The following is a 15,617-nucleotide window of genomic DNA, read 5'->3' as shown; positions in this document are numbered from 1 at the left end:
AAATCTCGTAGTTGCTAATCCTACTCTAGATTTAAAATATCAGTAGGAGGGCGTTTCTATACTTTGAAGGGGGAGAGTCCTTTTATACAATATCTAATCTACTAACTTGTTCACAACGAAGTTGCACTGATAATAAGTATCTTCGATGCGGCAGTGAATGTTGCGCGGGTATTTAATTGCTTGTTAGGAGGCCAAGGCGTGCCCCTCCGGGGACGGCTGTCGTTGAACCAAGCCCCTACGTGTCTTGGCCCTGGCGGGCTTCCATCCTCACGTCTTCGGCCGGGCGGCCTGCGCGCTCCGCTTGCCTAAAGCACAGGACGACGTTTCGATTTTCCATCGCAGCTTCGAATGGCTGCGTCGGAAGCTGTGGGCCGCGAAGGTCGACAAGTACCTGTAATGGCTTTGCGCGACTACGAGCTGAACTGCTGGTAGCATATGTCCAAATGTCGAACAAATACTGTATTTATATACAGTATTGGAATAACGGTTATCTACCCAACACCGACGCCGGGCCAATGCCCTGCGTTGATTTGCTGACGCGTATCAAGAAGCGATGCGTGTGCTCGGTCTGCTAAGCGAGTCGCTGGTCAGGGAAGCCATGCCCAACATTGGATTATGTATGGATACGACTCAACACCCGAATACGACGCTACCCGGTCACGCACCCTTGCCGTTCGATGCGACGCTCCTGTTCAAGGCGCTTCAGTACCAGCTGCTCGTTGCCGTGGAGCATTGCTATGACCTGGCACCTGACGAGTGCCTGTGGCTCGAAGTCCTAGGAGATGTCACGGTTCCTGGAAAAAGCCAGACAGAGGTCAAGCATTACACCGATAACCTCACGGATAGCCATGCCAATTTCTGGAACACCCTGAAAAACTGGCTACATGAAAACTTTGATCGCACCTCCTTCAAGAGCCTGGTGCTGCTGACGACGCAGGAGTTCGGAGCGCAAACCCTGCTCAAGGGATGGAACACGGCCACTCCCGCCGAGCGGCTTTCGATCATGGAGAGTATCGTTGCATCCTCTCAAGCCAGTGCCGGCAACAAGGCGAAGAAGGAGTCCGAGGCCGGGGAGGTCATTTCCAAGCCCTCGAAGTCCCAGTCGCTTCAACAGTACGTGATGACTCTTGACCGCCGTGGCGCATTGATGGAAGTGCTGGAGCGGATGCACATCACAACAGGCGCCGAGTCACTGGAGCAACGCCTCAAGACCTACGAGACTCGTCATCTCAAGCCCATTCGACCGTCCAAATACCAGCAGTTCATCTATGAGCTGTTGGGCTTCATGTGCAGCCCAGAGCTAGTGATCGAGGGGTGGAAGATCACCCATCAAGCTTTTACTGACAAATTGTCAGAGCTTACGCATCGGTACATGAAGCATCCGAAAACTTTTCCCCCAGTGGATATGGCGGCGCTCAAGAAGAGCGTCGATGTCGAAGAAATTCGGCCCATGCCGTTTGCTCAGAAAATCACAGAAATTGGCGGAGAGCAGTACCTGAAGCGGGCAGCTCTGCATCGAGTGGTTGCCCAGACGACGATCTCCGATCTGTACACGGATGGCGTGCTCTTCAAACCAATGGTGGATCTCTACCTCAGCAATCACCTTACACAGCACCAATACGGGCGTGATGCGGCGATGCTCGGCTGCACGGGGGTTACCTGTTCAACCCAGCTGAGTACCCAATCCATGATGTTCTTTCTTGAGCGTAATGGTTTGCCCCCTGAACCGTTCTGCGGTTTGGAACACACGATGCCCGAATTTCGCAATGGCATCTATCACATGCTCGCAGGAGAGAAACCCGAGGATGAGGATGACGAATTTCACTGGAGGCTGTGGTGATGACCACTCAAGTCTCTGATCACCTGTATACGTTGCATAGAACTCCTTTTGCGCTGGCACCTGTTATCCAGAGCTTCTATCAGCACTGGGAACCGGTCGAAAAGGATGTACTGCTCAGCTACCTGATCCTTCCCCTCGTCACCTACAAACCGATGCATGCCTTCCTGCACAGGGCGCGACGGGACAGTTCACTGCGGACGATGGCCTCCGACGCGGAAAGGCTCATTGGGCTGGCCCTTCGTGTTGAGGAGTTCAAGCCGATCACCAACGCTTCCTTGCTTATCCTGGCCGCTGAAAAAAGTCTGGAAATCACGCCCGAGCTGTCCGTTCGATCGCTCCAGAAGCCGCAGTCGGTCAACTCGGATAAGTCGTTGCTGAGGTACAGCCAGAAACTGGCCATGGTGCTGTCTGGCGAAAACGTTGTTTCAATTTACAGGATGTTGGGGCTCAAATCGCTATGAAGTGTTACGTACAATACATCGGTGTCGTGGACAGTGATCATAACGTCCACCACGTCCCCTTTGAGCCTGGTCTCAATATTGTGACCGGCAAATCCTCCAAAGGTAAAAGTGCGATCCTCGACATTTTCGATTACTGCCTGGGGAGCTCCGAAGACACGATCCCGGAGGGCATTATCACGGATCGTGCGAAGACATTTTTTACCGTACTGCGATTCCCGAGCATGGCAGTTGTCGTAGGGAGAGCGGCGGCCAGCAACCGGTGTTTTTTACGCGAGATTTCCGGGCAAGCAGTGGACAACGTGCTCCAGCTCATCGAAGACGTGGATACGTTCTTCACTTCTAATTTCTACCAACCCAAGGCCGACTTCCTTAAGAGCCTAGGGCGCTACTTCGGTGTCACGCTGGAGAACATCGACACAGATCCTCTGCAGCAGGAGATGACCGGCAAGTGGAGCGCCACACCTTCGGTGCGCAGTTTCCCGTCGTTTATGCTGCAGCATCAGAACCTGGTGGCCAACCGGCATGCGATTTTCTATCGGTTCGAAGAGAAGCGTAAACGTGACCAGGCCACCGATCACTTCAAGATCTTCATGGATATTGTTGGAGAGGATTACTTCGATCTTGCGAAGCTCCGTACTGAGGCTCTGTATGAGCTCAAGCGTGCTAAGGCTCAGATACCAAAGCAGGACAAGATCAAGGAAGATTACCTTTCTGAATTCGCAACCCTGTTGAAGGAGTACGAAGCGTTCGCCGGTGTGCCGTTAACAGAGCTCACGCCTGAGGAAATATTGGCAAAGCCCAAGCCAGCGTTGGAGCGCCTTACAGGTCTCTCAGTCAGAGTTGATGGCCAATCCAGTGCTTTTGAAACCAGACGGACTGAACTGCGCGAGCAGAAAGCCGTACTGATGGCCAGCATTCAGAAGGCGCTCAATACTCGCTATCTGCTGAAAGTATCTACCCAGCAGGCGTCGGGTTTCGCGGAATCTGTGACCGCGTTACCCATCCCTACGACGACCAACCTTGAACACGCGGCCTGCCCCGTTTGCGCATCGCAATCGGATGTGGCTGAGGACGAAGCCAACAAATTATCGGCAGCGATCAACTGGCTGAATGATGAACTCAAGGTCTCGTCCTACGCGCGGGAAGGATTCGGTGAGGAGAGCCGGGCGATTGAGGAAGAGCTCAAAAAGCTTCGCAAGGAGCTCGCGCTCGTAGAGAAGGCTCTGAAGCCCCTAGACGATGAAGCGGATCGGCTGGAGAAATCAAAGTCCGCCGATGGCGCGGCTCAGAAGGCCAAAATCAAACTCGAGCTCGCCATTGAAAAGCGCATCGCGAATCCCCCATCCGAGGCAACGGGTATGGCGGATTTCTGGCAAAAAGAAGTTGATAGATTTGATGGGCTTATGTCCCAGTACGACGTTGAGTCAAAGCTGTGGGCGCTTCAGAACGATATCAACAAAAAAATGAAAACCTTCGGAAAGGACTTCGACTTCGAGGAAACCTATAAAACGGGCTCTTTAAAATTTGACGTAGAAACCTTCGATCTTTGGCATGAGCGGCCCATCGCTGGTGGCCACTTCAAAAAGGTATTCCTGCGCTCGATGGGCAGCGGAGCCAACTGGTTGTATTCGCATTTGACACTGTTCATGGCGCTGCACTATCAGTTTGCGGCTTATCCCAAATGTAAGGTGCCGCCGATCCTATTCCTTGATCAGCCGACACAGGTCTATTTTCCCTCAACAGATGATTCTGATGCATTCAAAGCAGATGATCTGCGTGGGGATAGAAAGACTGCCAAGACTGTCGACGAGGATGTAGACGCTGTTTCGAAGATGTTCACCAACCTGGCCAGATTCTGCGATGTGACGTTCGAAGAAACCGGCGTCATGCCGCAGATTATCGTGTGCGACCACGCCGATAAGTTGCCGCTGCAGGGCAACTATGTCTTTGAGAATTTCGTTCGCGCTCGGTGGAGAACCAGGGGTCTGATCGCGGAGTAACCCGAGACGTTGCCAGGGGAGGTCGCTCCCTTGGCCGGTATCGTGCGAATTGTAGCTAGGGCTGCGGTCAACTCGCTGGAGGGTTTGCGTCACTCAATGAGAGATACCAGTCAGCATAGGGGGTATTGGCGACCTGATACCTATTGAAGTCAGGGCTTCCATCGTTCCACCAAACCGGCCCGCGCTCCCCGAGTGCTACCTTAGCCTTCTGCACCTTTGCCCTTACCGCCGACAACTGCCCAGGATCGCCAGAAGCTTTCGCTGCCTTTACCTCACGACGCGCCGCCATCAAGTCGTTGACCAATTGCTGCCGCACATCCTCACTCAGCGATGGGTGACTGCAACGCCATAGCTGTCCTTTGATTACAAAGTAGCGACCGTCAGGTGTCGTGAGATTCATTTCGGAAGCTCCGTGCCGACTCAGTGCAGCGCCTAGCCCAAAATGCACCGCAACCAATGCACGTCCGACGTGAGCTTTCTGACCTGGTATTAGAATAACGCTCAGCTAGATGCTGGCTCTGGGCATCGGTGAGTCTCTCTGCCAAGAAACCTCATCGGGAGTTCTCTGGATGGTTTGCGGTTGGTGTCGACGTGCGATTCGCAATACTCCTCACAGCATGGCAATAGCTACCGCCACCCAAGCAGCGAACATACTGAGGATGGTTATTGCAAGGCTCATATATTTCTCCTTTGCGCTGTCGTCATCCTGCTCTCCTTGTCGATGATCATCTGCCACTAGCACATTCAGCAATTTTATGAGGCTATGGTTTTGAACCCCGGAACGCAATGTGGAAACCTTCTTTAGGCTGCAGATTGTTTGAAACCGGTAGCTCGATCCAATAGTTTAGGCTTTCCAACGACGACTCAGCCGGTGCCTGCGAGCCAGCCCTCGTAGTTGAAACACTGGCGAAATAATCTGGCCGTATGATTCGCGTCATTGGAATCCTGGGTACTAGAGATGAATCGGCCATCAAGAAGCATGCGCAAACTGCTCGACTCCGTCGCTACCAACAATGAGCGCGCTGCGCTGGATGTTATGCGTGCAACTGAGCAGCTCACGGACGAGGTGTTGCGGCAACGGTTGCTCAACCTGGTTCACCGGCTCAATCAGGACGCCGATGACCTGCGATTGGCGCGCGACGACTTCCAGGGCGGCGCCATCAAATTCGCGTGACTGACCGCCCGCGATTTAGCGGACTGGTTGAACTCACCGTATGTTTGGCGCAGGTACGCATGGCAGCTCCGTCAATGTCGAGCCTCGGCTGTCCATGTGATTTCCTTTTGAGTACAAACAAAGGGCCCTTCGAGGGCCCTTTGTTGTATGCGCTTTCGCAATTGCCAGGCCGACTTAAGCTCGGCGCGCTGCTAATGCCGAGTAGCTGTTCATCAGATTGCGATAGTTCGGAATGCGCTGGGACAGCAGGTTGCCTAGGCCTTCGATGTCGTTGCGCCAGTCACCCTGCAACTCGCAGGCTACCGAGAACCAGTTCATCATTTGCGCACCGGCTTGCGTCATGCGGTTCCACGCCGCCTGTTGCACAGTGGTGTTGAAGGTGCCGGAAGAGTCCGTGACCACGAACACTTCAAACCCTTCAGCCAGGGCCGACAGCGTCGGGAAGGTCACGCAAACGTCGGTCACGACGCCGGCGATGATCAGCTGTTTACGACCGGTCGCCTTGATCGCCTTTACGAAGTCTTCGTTGTCCCAAGCGTTGATCTGGCCAGGACGGGCAATGTAAGGCGCGTCCGGAAACATTTCCTTGAGCTCCGGTACCAGTGGGCCGTTAGGGCCTTGTTCGAAGCTGGTGGTCAGGACGGTGGGCAGTTCGAAGAACTTGGCCACGTCAGCCAGGGCCAGCACGTTGTTCTTGAACTCGTTGGGCGAGAAGTCCTGTACCAGCGAGATCAGACCGGTCTGGTGGTCGATCATCAGGACTACGGCGTCGTCTTTGTTCAGGCGGTTGTAAGTGGCGTTGCTCATGATGAAATCCTTTATCGAGAGGGGTAAGTGGCTTCGTTCAACATGGGCTCAGATTAATGATCTACAGGTAGGGGAAAAAGAGGGTGAAAACGGTTTGACTGTCAACTCAGGAGGGACAATACCTCAGAGCCTTGAATGTGATCTGCCGGGCATTAGTAGAGTGAAGAAGGGGGGAGGGGTAACGGCAGTTAACGTCTCCCGGGCTCGGCTAGCCTTTAACTGCCCTAGATATCTAGATGCTCTGGGTGCCTACCTCACGACGTGCTTCCATCAAGTTGATGACCAGGCGCTGTCGAACATCCTGTATCAGAGAGGGGGAGTGTGCAACGTCACAGCTGTCCTTTTTACGACAAAGTAACGACCGTCGAGAGTCGTCAGGTACATGTCAGGATGACTTGTTATTCCAAGTGCCGTGGCTTGGTTTGTACTAAGCCGCATCCGGTCACCAAAACGTTTTTCAGCTGACAGGCTATACAAGGCCTACAAACGAAAGGATAACTAGGACGATCACCACTGCCCCAACGATGTAGATGATATTGTTCATGAAAACCACCTCTCTAATCTGAACGGGATTTCGACACCAAGGTGTCTAATACAAACGACACTTCCGCTCGTAATTCCGTTCCGCAAACGTTCAGATGCTGCGGCATCACACCAATGTTCCTTTGCGATTTTACGAACCGTCTCTCGTCGCCAGATGTTGATTAATGGACGTTTGCTCCAGTGCGAATTCCGTCACGAATACGACCTAATCAGAAAAGTAATCGCGCTTACATCATGCAACTCGGAGTTTTTGGTGTACGTTGAGGATACTAATCAGATAGAGATTTCCCATGTCCAAGCTCGCTGAATTCCGCCAACTCGAAAAACACCTAGCTGAACAGCTCCAAGCGCTCGAAGCCCTTAAGGGGGATGCGGGTTTGAAGGCTGAAATCGAATTCGAAACGAAGCTCCGTGCCTTGCTTGCCAAGTACGGTTACAGCCTCAAAGACGTGATCAATTTGCTTGATCCTCATACCAGTCGCCGTGCCCCTGCAGTCGAATCTAAAGCCGGCACTCGTAAGCCTCGCCAAGTGAAAATCTACAAAAATCCTCACACTGGCGAAGTCGTCGAAACCAAAGGCGGCAATCACAAAACTCTGAAAGAGTGGAAAGCTGAGCACGGCTCCGACACCGTTGAGTCCTGGCTGACCAAGTGAGCTTGGGTTGAGTACAAACAAAGGGCCCTTCGAGGGCCCTTTTTTTTGGAAGCTCTGAGGTGATAAGGACTTATAGGTTGTCTCGAATAGATGCCTTGGCGGGACGGATACTTAATGTGCCGTTTCGGGAGCATTACACAAGTTCTCCGGTATGCCGGATTCTTCCTTCCGATCTACCGACTCTCCACTGCTGCCTCTACGATACTGACGGCTGCCATGGGAACAGAACCAAGATGTCATAGCAAATGGCTATACATTCTCGTGACACGGCATCAGAGGTGAGGCACGATTACACCGCCCCGAGCACCATCGTGTTTGCCTTTAGAGGTGGAGCCTTGTGACGCACGGTGCGCTCATTTCCTGATTAGCTGTACCACGTACATGGAGTTCACATGGTTGTAAAACTTAAACGCTCAGACCTTCAAACGGACAAGCACAAATACACCTGGAGCCGAGACGAAGGCGACTCCGCCTACACCGGGGCATTGGATCGTCAGCAGGTGGACAAAGACGAGGGCTATGAAGTCCTTTACTTCCTAGAGAAGCTTCTCAACAAGCATGACAAGTCCAAGGTTGCAGACCTGCACGCTGCGGAAAATGCGTTCCATACCAAAGAGCTGAGCCAGATCACTGACCGGGCCACGCTCATCTCGCGGATCGAAAAAATTCTCAGCTGGTGACAAAATCTGCCCCGGTAATCACCGGGGCAGACAAAACTTACAGATTCGATAGAACCCATAATCGTGAAAATTCCGGAATTCCTTAACACCATCATCCAACCACTTAAGAATGCAGCGCTATTGTTTATAATTGGCGGCTTCCTTCTGGTGGTCTTTGGATCACTCTTCGCTACAAAAATAGACGGATTTTGGCTCTTCCCTAAAGGCATGGCTGAAATCTTTGTAAAAACAGGCGGCGCCGTGCTGGGAGCAGGGGTATTTGCGGCGATCATGAAGTCAGCCCAGTTCACAGAGGTTTTTCAGCGCAACATCCACGAGGTGTTCTTCGCCCCAGAACTGGCTGTAGGCATAGAAGAAAACAAGCGGAAATGGCGCACCTTAACAGACTCGATTTTTAAGAAGTGCCTCACTAGGGTTCACGGCCAGGCTACACAAAAAATCAGCGACACCTACTTCAGCGCCGAGTTAGACTACCACTTCGAAGATGTGAAAATGGTCTATCGCTTCAAGCTTGATCATACGAAACGCTATCTAACTGTCAAAACAACTACCACCAGTAAGGTGGTAATCTCACCAGATGCGGAGCCCAATATCTGGCAACGTATTACTGGAAGTTATACACCGCCGAGCATGACCTCGCTTGTTGTCGATCAAAAATCATACGAACCTAAAGATTTCTTCAAAGCTGCACCCGACAACCCTGAAGAGATGCGTTTCGAACTACCTTATGAAGTTTATTCGAAGAGCGAAAATTTCAGCAAAACCAGATCTATCTTGCTGCAACGAACCGTAGAATATAAACAAGATATTTTCGAAGATCCTTACCTTGCTGCAGGCCTTACCCGATTTGTTGTTGGGCTTGAAGTGGCAATAAAGTGCGACAATTGTAAATTCCACTTCACAAATACCGGCAGTCGTGTGATGGATGAGCCTTCATCCTATCCAGATGGAAGTGGATACGATACTCGGGTGCTTGCCAAAAAGGGTGACTTGCTTTTACCGGGGATGGGGTTTATAATCATCATCACCTCTAAATCTTAATAGGATATCTGCAATGGCTAATTCGAAAGAAACTATCTAATTCATAGTTGTTGAAAACCTAGCAGTATCTTGAAGCCCGTGGGCCAATCCCCACGGGCTTTTTCATGCCTCAATGATTACTTGGATGCGTTAAGCTGCCATCGGCTTTGCAGCTATAGGACTTGGAGCCGTTCCCCGAACGCGTACCAATCCAAGCTACGATTCGTCTATTAAATTCCTCGAAGCAAGTTACCCATCCACAGACATCAGGGGTGTCACATTTCGAACGGTTGGTAAAAAATCCACACATCATCGGGTTTGGTTGGGTTTGGGTACCCACCATGCGCCCCTACCTCGATCTTCAAATCGAATTACGCTGCTTCACGCAGGCGCTTCACGTACTTGTACACGGTAGCCCTTCCCATCGACAGAACGTTAGCGATGTAGTCTGAAGCACTTCGGCCTTCAAAAGCGCCTTCGGCGAATAGAGCTTCAACCAGCCGTTGTTTGTCATTTCGCGTCAGTCCAGGAAGTGACAGATTATGTTCTCTGAGCCAAGCGTGCAGAAAGGTATTGATGCGTTCTTGCCAGTCATCCCGAAACAATGCGTCAGGTTGTGGAAGCAACCGGCTGGGCTCGAAGAAATTGTTCAGCGCTTCACGTGCCATCTCCAGCACGGTGAAATTCATGTTGATACACAAAAGCGCCTCGGGCTCATCGTCGTCGTTTCTCAGCACGCTGGTAATGGAGCGAATTTTCTGTCCGTTCCAGTTAAGTTTCTCGTAAGGGCCCAGGTTGCTGACGATCTCGAAATCTCCCGGTAACTGATCGAGGGCTGAATCATCTCCCAGTTTTCGTTTTGAAATATTGTTGGCTATGTGGACGATGGTTTGCGTTTTTACGTCGTGAATGATGACTTCCGCATGAGGGAAATACAGCAGCGCGATGCCGTCGGCGATGGCCTTGTAATTATTAAGTTTTTTCATGCTGGAGCAGGTCGCAAGAGATTCCATTAGGTGGACAAATGTATCAGCTGCGGTGTTTGACTACGAGCCGAGGTTTTGTAGGGCTAGTAACGACCGCCTATGGGAGCGTCCAACATCATGCGAATGTTGTAATCGAGTAATGAAAATGCCGACGGCATCGCTGTCGGCATCATTCATCAGACCATGCCAGGCGGCTTGGCGAAGGCATGGAGGAGAAGATCAAAACTCCGCGAGAAATTCCGAAACCTTTTCCAGGCCTTCTTTCAGGACTGATAGGTTGTTGGCATAACCAATGCGCACATAACCTTCGATGTCCAAAGCACTGCCTGGCGTGAACATAACGCCTTTGTTTTCCAGGAGCTTGACGCACAAGTCACGGGAGGACAGGTCGACATCGATCTTCAGAAGGGCCGTGGTGCCGGATTTCGGTTTGACGAACGAGACCTTGGGCTCATTCGCGATCCACTGATCGAGGTATTCGAGGTTGGTGCGAGTAATGGATTTGTTGCGGGCAAGAATCTTGTCCTTGTTTTCCAACGCGATACACGCGAAATGATCATCTAGCATCCCGACGCTGATGGTGTTGTAGTCGCGGTGAATGGTGACCCGATGAATCAGGTCGGTTGGCGCGACGATCCAGCCCAAACGAAGACCGGCCAGCGAGAACGCCTTGGACATACTGGCGGTGCTGATACCTTTTTCGTACAGATCTGCCACCGAGACGGTGAAGCCGTCGCCGTCTTGGTCAATGCCCCGGTAGACCTCGTCACTGAGCAGGTAGGCACCGGCCGAACGGGCAATCGCTACGATCTGCTCAAGCATGGCTTGATCCATCAAAGACCCGGTGGGGTTGTTCGGGTTGTTGATGGCAATTACTTTGGTGTTCGACCTGACCAGCGCGTTCAGCTCTTCCAAATCAGGCAGGAAAGCGTTCTCCTCACGCAGTTTGAGAATCGAAACGTCGGCGCCGTAACTCTCGGGAATCGAGTAGTGCTGCTGGTAAGTCGGAGCCACGGAAATAACGTGGTCACCTGGTTCAACTAGGGTTTCATAAACCAAGGCGTTAGCACCGATCGCACCGTGGGTGATGATCACGTTGTCCTTGCTCTGCTTCGAGTACAAAGCCGCCACATTGTTGCGCAAGCGATCAGAACCTTCGATGGCGCCATACGTCATTTTCAACGGCAGCAGCTCATCGAGAATGCTGTCTTTTTTACCGGCCATTTCCAGTAGTTGTTCGATGGTCAAAGACTCGACGCAAGTTTCGGCCAGGTTGTATTTGCACTCGTTTTCATAGGCGTTCATCCAGATTTCAACGCCGAATTCTTTGATCTTCATGTGGGTACCTTTTGTTTTGATAGTTTGTTAGCAAACGGTGCTCAACAGCGGTTACTTACCATATACGTCGAAGTCGAAATATTTCGCGTTGATGGCTTGGTAGATACCCTTGGCCCTCAATGCCTTGATGGCGTCATTGAAACTTTGTACATGCGGGGCATCGCCTTTGCGTAGGGCTATGCCGATGCCGTCACCGAAGTATTTTGGATCAGTCAACTGCGGGCCAACGAAGGCGAATCCTTGACCGGTAGGCAATTTTAGAAATGACTCGCTGAGAATGATTTGATCAGCGACAGTTCCATCCAGCCGGCCGGAATTCATATCCAGGTAGATCTCATTTTGCGAGGTATAGCGCACGATCTCCGCACCCTTAGGCGTCAGGACTTCGGTCGCAAAGCGATCATGGATACTGGAGCGCTGCACACCGATGCGCTTGCCTTTCAGGCCGGAGAGGTCTTCACCAATTTGTGTTCCACTTTTCATCGCCAGTCGAGCGGGGCTCTGATAATACTTGTCAGTAAAGTCGACAGATTTCTTGCGCTCTTCTGTGATCGACATCGACGATAGAATCGCGTCAACCTTTTTGACTTTTAGAGCGGGGATCAGGCCGTCGTATTCCTGCTCGACCCATTGGCACTTGATCTGCATTTCTGCACAGAGCGCATTGCCAATATCGTAATCGAAACCGGTGATTTCTCCGTTGGGTGACTTGGAGGCGAAGGGAGGATAAGCCGCTTCTATGCCGATTTTTAGCGGTTGGTCTGCCGCGTGGGCCATGGACATAGAGAGCGCGAGCATAAGACCGCTGAATACTGCGTGGATTTTCATTTTTAGGTGCCTCAGATTGATTGTCGGTTTTGTTGGTGAAGCCGCAAAAAGCAGCTTGCCAAGGCAGTTTAAAAATTGAGTCTTCGTAGCTTATTGATAGGTTTGGTACCTACTCTGGTTGTTAGAAAGCGTGCATCAATTGGCCTGTAATACGTCCTGGCAGCGGTTCGGTTCCCGCTGCCATACCAATGCGTTGACCCGCTCGAGCCAGCCTGATGTGATGTCGGGCAATGAGAGCGCCGTCGACTGGGCTTAGTACCGGAATACGCGAAGTTCCGAGCTGCATATCAAGTGGCAAAATTTCGGCAATAATTTCTCCGCGCTGCACGGCGGAGCCGAGCGCTTTTTTCCAGGCAATAATGCCTGTGCCGGTTGCTTCTAGATGGGCAACCCCCTCCAGTGGATAGATAGTCACCTGCTCCGGTCTGATGGGGTGTTCGGTGTCATCGTCCAAGCGAATCAAGCCTTCGGCACAGAGAAAACGCAGTAGTCCCATCGCATCTTGTTCGGCGATATCGTCTTCCACATCGGCTTGGCCGCGAAGCTCGACGGTAGCGGAGAAACCAAGGTGTTCTTTGTCCACGAACTCTTTCACATACAACGTTTTCCAGGCCTTGGCATATGCCTCGTCAAGTGGGAATCCACCGGCTTCCTCTTCGAGAAACACCGCCGTTACACCCATGCATGTGGCGAGACGTGTTGCCCGTTCCTGCTGATTGAGGTTGGCGTAAATGTGCAAAATGCTTGAGGTGTCACAGTGCAGGTCGATAAACAGGTCGTGCTGTAGCGCCTCGTGTAATAACAGGTACTTATTCGCGGCGACAGTTTCCGTAGGAATCGAATCGCCAAGTACAGACAGCATCAATGCCTTCATTGCTGAAGTGTCGTTATGGGCTGGTCGTGTCGTTGTCAGCACGGTCTCCAGCTTGTCGACGATATTTGGAAAGTTACGGTTGAAATTCTCACCATTGGCGAGATTAAAGCGTCCAGTTAGTTGGCCAAAAACCTGCTGACCCATGCCAACAGGATTAGCGAATGGCCTGATCACAATTCGACCGAAAATCCGCCCTTGCTGCTCCAGCTTTTGCAGATGAACGAGAAGATGTTGAATCACAAGAAGCCCTGGGTGTTCGTCGGCATGCAACCCGGCCTGTATGTAGGCACTTCGTTGACCCAAGCTACCACCGAAGGTGTGCTTGCAGAGCTTGTGCACCACGCCCGGGGTTTGCGAAGGAAGGGTGGTTTCTACGGTTTGAGCCATGCCAGCGACACCTGTTCGTGTGATATTTGTCTATCCTGGACTTTTTGTCTCCGCTGTTCAAGTGGTCATTGGTCGTTTGAGCGATCGGAAAACGAGGTCTGGGAGAGCTAAGCGCGCGTTGACGCGGATCAGCGTGGTGACTGACAGATCGAACAGATCGAGGGACGGGCTGGATAAGGATGGAACAGAGAGGGGGTATTAAACTTCAGTTAGGCAGTTCTAATAATCGATAAAATCGTTATATTTTTGATGGGGCTTTGGCTAGTGATTGAGCAATGATCATCAACGACTCTTTCTCTTGTCGGTCAAGGTTTCGATAAATTTTCAGCAGGTTTGCCTCTGTTTCGGAAAGTAGCTGTTGTTCAGCAGTTATGGCGTTTCCAGAGATGATGTAATAAATATCTAAACCTTTGGCTTGGGCTTTACTCAAATATAATAAGCCCGCATTTTTGTCACGGGTCTCATAACTAACTTGAGTTCGACGAGAGACACCCATGAGCAGGGAGAAGCCTTCCTGGCTGTACCCGAGTCGCTTCCGCTCCTCCTGCAAGCGCATCCCCATAGTCAAATTTATATTCATGTGTGACCTTCTCCTTATTGCGAATATCTGTTTTTGGTGTGCCATTAGAAAGCTAGAAAGATTAAGTTTCCATGTCTGAGCTCACTGAATTCGGGTAGTTCGAAAAACATCTAGTCGAACAGCTCCAAACTTATCCTCACTGAGGCGGAGCAGGAGAGGGCATGCCCTTCATTTCGGCAATATGTAGCTCTATAAGATAACGAGATATCGAGCGGTGGGAAGATAGAGTTGGTAGTTCATGCAAGTTGAACCAGCGCGCATCTTCGATCTCCCCCGGCTGCGGCACAATTTCGCCTCCGTCGTAGTCGGCATGGTAGCCGAACATCATTGAGTGCGGATAAGGCCATGACTGACTGGCTTTATAGCGAAGGTTGCATATCTCGATTCCCACCTCCTCGCGGACTTCTCTGATTACGCATCCTTCCATGGACTCCCCTGGCTCCGCAAACCCGGCAAGGGTGCTGTAAAGCCCTGGTGCGAAAGCGGGTGAGCGGGCCAACAACACCTCTTCGCCTCGCGTGATCAGGACGATCATGCAGGGAGAGATCCTGGGATAAAAGCGCAGGCGGCAGTCTTCGCAGCATAACGCTCGTTCTGCTTTCGACGTGACAGTAGGCGCGCCACAGGCACCGCAGAACCGATGTTGCTGTGCCCAGGTTCCCACTTGAGCTGCGTAGGCCAACATTTTGTAAGTTGCAAGGTCACGTTCAAGCATCAGATGCCTAAGTGGCATCCAGGCACAGCTTGGTAGCTCTTGGGTAGAAGCGGTTTGAATCATATGTATGGGCGAACCGTTCAGGTAACCCACGCCATGTACGCTGCCGACATGCAGATCAAGGGTCGACACCCACGCCTCTTTAAACAGTACGGTATCGGAAGTCGCTAAAAAACCTCTCGGCCCCAGCACTAACAGCCGATCGGCAAGTTGGGCAGTATCGACCATTGCTGGCGTCCAGATCGTCGACATCACTAGGCGCTCCATGTGTTCTGTAAAGCTGCGCCGCTAATAAAAGTTAGGCGCAGCCTGCTGAGTTAGCGGTGAATTTTGTGGCCAGCTTCAGTTAGTACCGACAGTCCCTTCTCGAAGTCGGTCTCTTTGAGCAGCATGTAATCGCCATCGAAGGTTGACACCACGAACACGCCAAAACTGCTTTCGGTAAGAGGGCGGATGACAGAGAGGATGATGCCTGTTTCATCGAAGGCGAATGGGCCCACGAACTGAACGCACCTCCAGTCGCGGTCAACTTTAACGCCTTCAGGTACACGTGATTGCAAGCAGACGATCGACAGTTCTTCAGGCGAACGTGAGATGCTGACGAATCCTGTGCCATCTGCCCAGGACGGAAGCTTTTCGTCCCCGTGCAGTCGGGAAATGCTGTAGACGTCGGGCAATACTTTCAGATTGATACTTTTTGCGAGTTGCATGATTGCTCCTTGAAAATT

General features: G+C 51.7%; 16 protein-coding genes. 7 read left to right on the top strand and 9 right to left on the bottom strand.

The features are described from left to right. Positions 1-619: 619 nt before the first annotated feature. Genes MMG91_RS07550 through MMG91_RS07540 form a run of 3 tightly spaced genes read left to right on the top strand, consistent with a single transcriptional unit; the run spans position 620 to position 4,301 of the window. Positions 620-1,840 carry a hypothetical protein gene (locus MMG91_RS07550; RefSeq protein WP_310659237.1) on the top strand — a complete coding sequence of 407 codons (1,221 nt, stop codon included), beginning with the start codon at positions 620-622 and terminating at the stop codon, positions 1,838-1,840. Continuing rightward, positions 1,840-2,301, top strand: coding sequence for a three component ABC system middle component (locus tag MMG91_RS07545; RefSeq protein ID WP_310659236.1), 462 nt, complete (start codon positions 1,840-1,842; stop codon positions 2,299-2,301). The genes MMG91_RS07550 and MMG91_RS07545 overlap by 1 nt, the downstream gene beginning before the upstream one ends. Then, positions 2,298-4,301, top strand: coding sequence for a DUF3732 domain-containing protein (locus tag MMG91_RS07540; protein WP_288112074.1), 2,004 nt, complete (start codon positions 2,298-2,300; stop codon positions 4,299-4,301). The genes MMG91_RS07545 and MMG91_RS07540 overlap by 4 nt, the downstream gene beginning before the upstream one ends. 67 nt (positions 4,302-4,368) lie before the next feature. Here MMG91_RS07540 and MMG91_RS07535 read toward each other — a convergent pair whose 3' ends face one another. Further along, the gene (locus tag MMG91_RS07535) at positions 4,369-4,701 is read right to left on the bottom strand and encodes a hypothetical protein (RefSeq protein WP_310659235.1); all 333 of its coding nucleotides are present in this window, start codon (positions 4,699-4,701) and stop codon (positions 4,369-4,371) included. A gap of 558 nt (positions 4,702-5,259) precedes the next feature. On the opposite strand from MMG91_RS07535, the gene MMG91_RS07530 reads away from it, so the two are divergent. After that, positions 5,260-5,475, top strand: coding sequence for a hypothetical protein (locus MMG91_RS07530; protein WP_105348965.1), 216 nt, complete (start codon positions 5,260-5,262; stop codon positions 5,473-5,475). A gap of 174 nt (positions 5,476-5,649) precedes the next feature. On the opposite strand, the gene ycaC is transcribed toward MMG91_RS07530, so the two are convergent. Beyond that, positions 5,650-6,282 (bottom strand): isochorismate family cysteine hydrolase YcaC, encoded by a 633-nt coding sequence (ycaC, locus tag MMG91_RS07525; RefSeq protein ID WP_310659234.1) that lies wholly within the window; start codon positions 6,280-6,282, stop codon positions 5,650-5,652. A gap of 833 nt (positions 6,283-7,115) precedes the next feature. On the opposite strand from ycaC, the gene MMG91_RS07520 reads away from it, so the two are divergent. The 3 genes from MMG91_RS07520 to MMG91_RS07510 all read left to right on the top strand — a co-directional run bounded on the left by MMG91_RS07520 (position 7,116) and on the right by MMG91_RS07510 (position 9,202). Further along, on the top strand, positions 7,116-7,481 hold the full coding sequence (locus tag MMG91_RS07520; protein WP_105348958.1) for a histone-like nucleoid-structuring protein, MvaT/MvaU family: 366 nt from the start codon (positions 7,116-7,118) through the stop codon (positions 7,479-7,481). A gap of 392 nt (positions 7,482-7,873) precedes the next feature. Continuing rightward, positions 7,874-8,161, top strand: a complete 288-nt coding sequence (locus MMG91_RS07515) for a hypothetical protein (protein ID WP_105348956.1) — start codon at positions 7,874-7,876, stop codon at positions 8,159-8,161. A 63-nt stretch (positions 8,162-8,224) separates the two neighbouring features. Continuing rightward, positions 8,225-9,202 (top strand): hypothetical protein, encoded by a 978-nt coding sequence (locus MMG91_RS07510; protein WP_105348953.1) that lies wholly within the window; start codon positions 8,225-8,227, stop codon positions 9,200-9,202. A gap of 350 nt (positions 9,203-9,552) precedes the next feature. On the opposite strand, the gene MMG91_RS07505 is transcribed toward MMG91_RS07510, so the two are convergent. The 7 genes from MMG91_RS07505 to MMG91_RS07475 form a co-directional block, all read right to left on the bottom strand. Then, complete coding sequence (locus tag MMG91_RS07505) at positions 9,553-10,167, bottom strand: transcriptional regulator (RefSeq protein ID WP_105348951.1); 615 nt, start codon at positions 10,165-10,167, stop codon at positions 9,553-9,555. A gap of 219 nt (positions 10,168-10,386) precedes the next feature. Then, the gene (locus MMG91_RS07500) at positions 10,387-11,505 is read right to left on the bottom strand and encodes an aminotransferase (RefSeq protein ID WP_310659233.1); all 1,119 of its coding nucleotides are present in this window, start codon (positions 11,503-11,505) and stop codon (positions 10,387-10,389) included. A gap of 51 nt (positions 11,506-11,556) precedes the next feature. Next, the gene (locus tag MMG91_RS07495; protein ID WP_244914278.1) at positions 11,557-12,303 is read right to left on the bottom strand and encodes an ABC transporter substrate-binding protein; all 747 of its coding nucleotides are present in this window, start codon (positions 12,301-12,303) and stop codon (positions 11,557-11,559) included. A 151-nt stretch (positions 12,304-12,454) separates the two neighbouring features. Then, on the bottom strand, positions 12,455-13,594 hold the full coding sequence (locus tag MMG91_RS07490) for a succinylglutamate desuccinylase/aspartoacylase family protein (protein WP_105348943.1): 1,140 nt from the start codon (positions 13,592-13,594) through the stop codon (positions 12,455-12,457). 238 nt (positions 13,595-13,832) lie between these two features. Continuing rightward, positions 13,833-14,174, bottom strand: coding sequence for an XRE family transcriptional regulator (locus MMG91_RS07485; protein ID WP_310659232.1), 342 nt, complete (start codon positions 14,172-14,174; stop codon positions 13,833-13,835). A gap of 136 nt (positions 14,175-14,310) precedes the next feature. After that, positions 14,311-15,141 carry an NAD(+) diphosphatase gene (gene nudC / locus MMG91_RS07480; protein ID WP_310659231.1) on the bottom strand — a complete coding sequence of 277 codons (831 nt, stop codon included), beginning with the start codon at positions 15,139-15,141 and terminating at the stop codon, positions 14,311-14,313. Between the two features lie 65 nt (positions 15,142-15,206). After that, entirely contained in the window at positions 15,207-15,599 is a 393-nt protein-coding gene (locus tag MMG91_RS07475) for an ACT domain-containing protein (protein WP_105348936.1), read from the bottom strand. Between the last annotated feature and the right edge of the window lie 18 nt (positions 15,600-15,617).

Origin of the sequence: Pseudomonas sp. JL3 (assembly GCF_031570575.1) — a bacterium.
GTDB lineage: Bacteria > Pseudomonadota > Gammaproteobacteria > Pseudomonadales > Pseudomonadaceae > Aquipseudomonas > Aquipseudomonas cucumis.
Note: the sequence above shows the minus strand (reverse complement) of the source record. Positions and strands in the feature narration are given on the sequence as shown.

Coding starts and splice junctions, on each gene's coding strand:
- ycaC (WP_310659234.1), bottom strand. CDS start 6,282: ATGAGCAACGCCACTTACAACCGCCTGAACAAAGACGACGCCGTAGTC.
- MMG91_RS07540 (WP_288112074.1), top strand. CDS start 2,298: ATGAAGTGTTACGTACAATACATCGGTGTCGTGGACAGTGATCATAAC.
- MMG91_RS07520 (WP_105348958.1), top strand. CDS start 7,116: ATGTCCAAGCTCGCTGAATTCCGCCAACTCGAAAAACACCTAGCTGAA.
- MMG91_RS07545 (WP_310659236.1), top strand. CDS start 1,840: ATGACCACTCAAGTCTCTGATCACCTGTATACGTTGCATAGAACTCCT.
- MMG91_RS07505 (WP_105348951.1), bottom strand. CDS start 10,167: ATGAAAAAACTTAATAATTACAAGGCCATCGCCGACGGCATCGCGCTG.
- MMG91_RS07495 (WP_244914278.1), bottom strand. CDS start 12,303: ATGCTCGCGCTCTCTATGTCCATGGCCCACGCGGCAGACCAACCGCTA.
- MMG91_RS07535 (WP_310659235.1), bottom strand. CDS start 4,701: ATGAATCTCACGACACCTGACGGTCGCTACTTTGTAATCAAAGGACAG.
- MMG91_RS07475 (WP_105348936.1), bottom strand. CDS start 15,599: ATGCAACTCGCAAAAAGTATCAATCTGAAAGTATTGCCCGACGTCTAC.
- MMG91_RS07500 (WP_310659233.1), bottom strand. CDS start 11,505: ATGAAGATCAAAGAATTCGGCGTTGAAATCTGGATGAACGCCTATGAA.
- MMG91_RS07490 (WP_105348943.1), bottom strand. CDS start 13,594: ATGGCTCAAACCGTAGAAACCACCCTTCCTTCGCAAACCCCGGGCGTG.
- MMG91_RS07530 (WP_105348965.1), top strand. CDS start 5,260: ATGAATCGGCCATCAAGAAGCATGCGCAAACTGCTCGACTCCGTCGCT.
- MMG91_RS07550 (WP_310659237.1), top strand. CDS start 620: ATGGATACGACTCAACACCCGAATACGACGCTACCCGGTCACGCACCC.
- MMG91_RS07485 (WP_310659232.1), bottom strand. CDS start 14,174: ATGAATATAAATTTGACTATGGGGATGCGCTTGCAGGAGGAGCGGAAG.
- MMG91_RS07515 (WP_105348956.1), top strand. CDS start 7,874: ATGGTTGTAAAACTTAAACGCTCAGACCTTCAAACGGACAAGCACAAA.
- nudC (WP_310659231.1), bottom strand. CDS start 15,141: ATGTCGACGATCTGGACGCCAGCAATGGTCGATACTGCCCAACTTGCC.